This is a genomic window from Streptomyces sp. FH025, from assembly GCF_017427025.1.
Lineage (GTDB): Bacteria > Actinomycetota > Actinomycetes > Streptomycetales > Streptomycetaceae > Kitasatospora.
The window spans coordinates 1-2534 of sequence record NZ_JAFLNG010000915.1 but is presented as its reverse complement, the minus strand read 5'-3'; the positions used below and the strand labels follow the sequence as shown (position 1 = coordinate 2534).

Sequence of the window (2534 nt, the reverse complement as noted above, 5' to 3'; positions counted from 1 at the left end):
CTCGCCTGGGGCCCGTGCCAGGAGGGGCCGTTGGCGGCGGCCGGCGCCGAGTGCGCGCGCCTGAGCGTGCCGCTGGACTACCGCGATCCGGGCGGGCGCACGCTGGCCCTGGCCGTCTCCCGGATCCGCGCCGCCGACCCGTCCAAGCGCCACGGCATCCTGGAGACCAATCCGGGCGGGCCCGGCGGCCGGGGCCTGGAGCTGCCCGTGGAGATACGCGCCCAGATGGCCCCGCAGGCGGCCGCCGCCTACGACCTCATCGGCATGGACCCGCGCGGCGTCGGCGCAAGCGCCGGCCTGGACTGCGCTCTGAACCGGGGCAGCTGGCTGCGCTCGAGTGGCCCCGGCGGGGACGGTTTCCAGGAGGCGTGGCGTCTGTCCAAGGCCGACACCGATGCCTGCTGGGACAAGTACCCCGGCCTGCTGCCCCACCTGACCACCCTCAACACCGCCCGCGACCTGGACGTGCTGCGCGCCGCCCTGGGCGAGCGGCGCACCTCCTTCTTCGGCCAGTCCTACGGGGCGCTGCTGGGCGCCGTGTACGCGCAGCTGTACCCGGAGCGGGTGGACCGCCTGGTCCTGGACAGCGCGCCCGACCCGGCCCGCTACGGCGCCGGGCTGCTGCAGGACATGGGCGCCGCCAACGAGCGGGCCCTGGACGACTTCGCCGCCTGGGCCGCGCCCCGCGACGGCCGGTACGCGCTGGGCGCCACCCCCGGCGCGGTGCGCGCCACCGTCGAGGGCTTGGTGCGCCGCGCCGAGGCGGCGCCGATCCTCGTCGACGGACAGCGCCTCGACGGGCACCTGCTGCCGTTCCTGCTCACCCTGTGCCAGGGCGACGACCGCGACAACGACCTCTACGCGGGCGTGCTGCGCCAGCTGCTGGACGCCGCCGACGGCAGGCCCGTCCAGGCGAGCCCCGCCCTGCACGAGCTGCTGGGCGCCGTCCTGGCGCCCGGCCCGGACGCCGGGGCCGCGATGGCCGCCGCGATCGGCGTGCTGTGCGACGACGTGCCCGTGCCGCGCTCGCCGCAGTGGTACCGCGCCGCGATCGAGCGCTCCCGCGCCGCCCAGCCGGTCTTCGGCCCGACCTACAACAGTCCCTCCCCGTGCGCGACGTGGCCCCTGTTCCCGGCCGAGCCGCTGCCCGGGATCCGCACCACCGTCGCGGCCCTGCAGATCCAGTCCACCGGCGACACCCACTCCCCCTACGCCGGCGCGCTCGCCCTGCATGAGCGCATGCCCGCCTCCCGCCTGCTCACCGTCCCCGGCCGGATCCACACCGTCTACCTCAACGGCTACAGCGCCTGCGCCCAACAGGCCGTCGACGCCTACCTGTTGACCGGTGCGCTGGCGCCGTCCGACGCCACCTGCTAGGAACGGGCGGGCGCGGGCGGGCCGTTCACTGGCCGACGCGGCCGTCGACGCGCTCGCGCAGCAGGTCGGCGTGTCCGCAGTGCCGGGCGTACTCCTCGACCCGGTGCACCAGCAGTTCCCTGACCGCGATCCGGTCCTTGCCGACCCGCTCCCCCAGGTCCGGGAAGGCGGCCAGCGCGGCGTCGGTGGCGGCCTGTTCGCGTTCCAGGTCGCGCCACGCCGCCTCGACCACGGCCCGGTCGGCGACGGCGCCCTCGAAGTCCGCGTCCCGCCCGCCGTACAGCCGGGGCATCCGCTCGCCCTCGCCGAGCCAGCCGCGCCAGCCGCGCTCCACCTCGGCCAGGTGGCGCACCAGTCCGAGCAGCGACATCGTCGACGGCGGGACGCAGCGGCGGGCCAGCTGCTCGGCGTCCAGGCCCTCGCACTTCATCCGCAGGGTGAGCCGGTAGTTCGCCAGGAAGTCCTGCAGCGTGGCGAGTTCGCCCTCCGGACTGTTCCCGTTGTTGCGGGGGTCGTCGGAGGGATCGGCCCACATGTCGGGGTACACGCTCGCGGCACTCCACCGCTGGACTCGCTCGGTCATACCGCGCATGATCACCCCCAGCCTCCCCTGCCCGCCACCGATTTCCCGGCCCGGCCCGGCCGGCGCGGGCTCCGCGGGCCGCGTGCGGTCTGGAAGCCGGGGTCCGCATCCCGGCCGGCCTTCCAGCGGCGTTACTCCTCCAGCCAGTGCACGTCAGCAAGGCGGGGTGTCGCCGAGCAGGACGCTGAGCGGGTAGGGGTCGTGCTCGCCGGTGAGCAGCCAGCAGCCTGCGCAGGAACTCGGCCATGCCGCAGGCGAAGAGGGTGAGGTCGTCGCGGGTGTGCCGGCCGCAGACCAGCACCGGCCGCCGGCCGGGGTCGGGATCGGTGGTCGGCCAGCACGGGATGTCGGCGCCGGAGGTGACGCCCCGCGGATGTCCGAACCGCTCAGGGTCCTGCCCGCGGACCCCGGGGCCGACACGGCCGTCCTTTCGTTCGTTCACGGTGTGGCCGGGAGCCCACGGGTGAGCGCCGGCGCCCCGTCAGCCGGCGGCCCGTCAAGGCGCTAATCGGTGCTGTCACCCGATCGGGGCGTGCGGTGTGCGCCGTGGCGGGGGCGGGACGTAGCGTCGTCG

The 2534-nt window shown here is 75.8% G+C and carries 2 protein-coding genes; one reads left to right on the top strand and one right to left on the bottom strand.

Annotation, left to right across the window (positions count from 1 at the left end):
• Window positions 1-1377 (top strand): alpha/beta hydrolase (locus tag J0670_RS35615; protein WP_207816749.1); only part of this gene is annotated, 1377 nt, incomplete at its 5' end.
• 25 nt (window positions 1378-1402) lie between these two features.
• On the opposite strand, the gene J0670_RS35610 is transcribed toward J0670_RS35615, so the two are convergent.
• Window positions 1403-1969, bottom strand: a complete 567-nt coding sequence (locus J0670_RS35610; RefSeq protein ID WP_207816747.1) for a DinB family protein — start codon at window positions 1967-1969, stop codon at window positions 1403-1405.
• Window positions 1970-2534 lie beyond the last annotated feature (565 nt).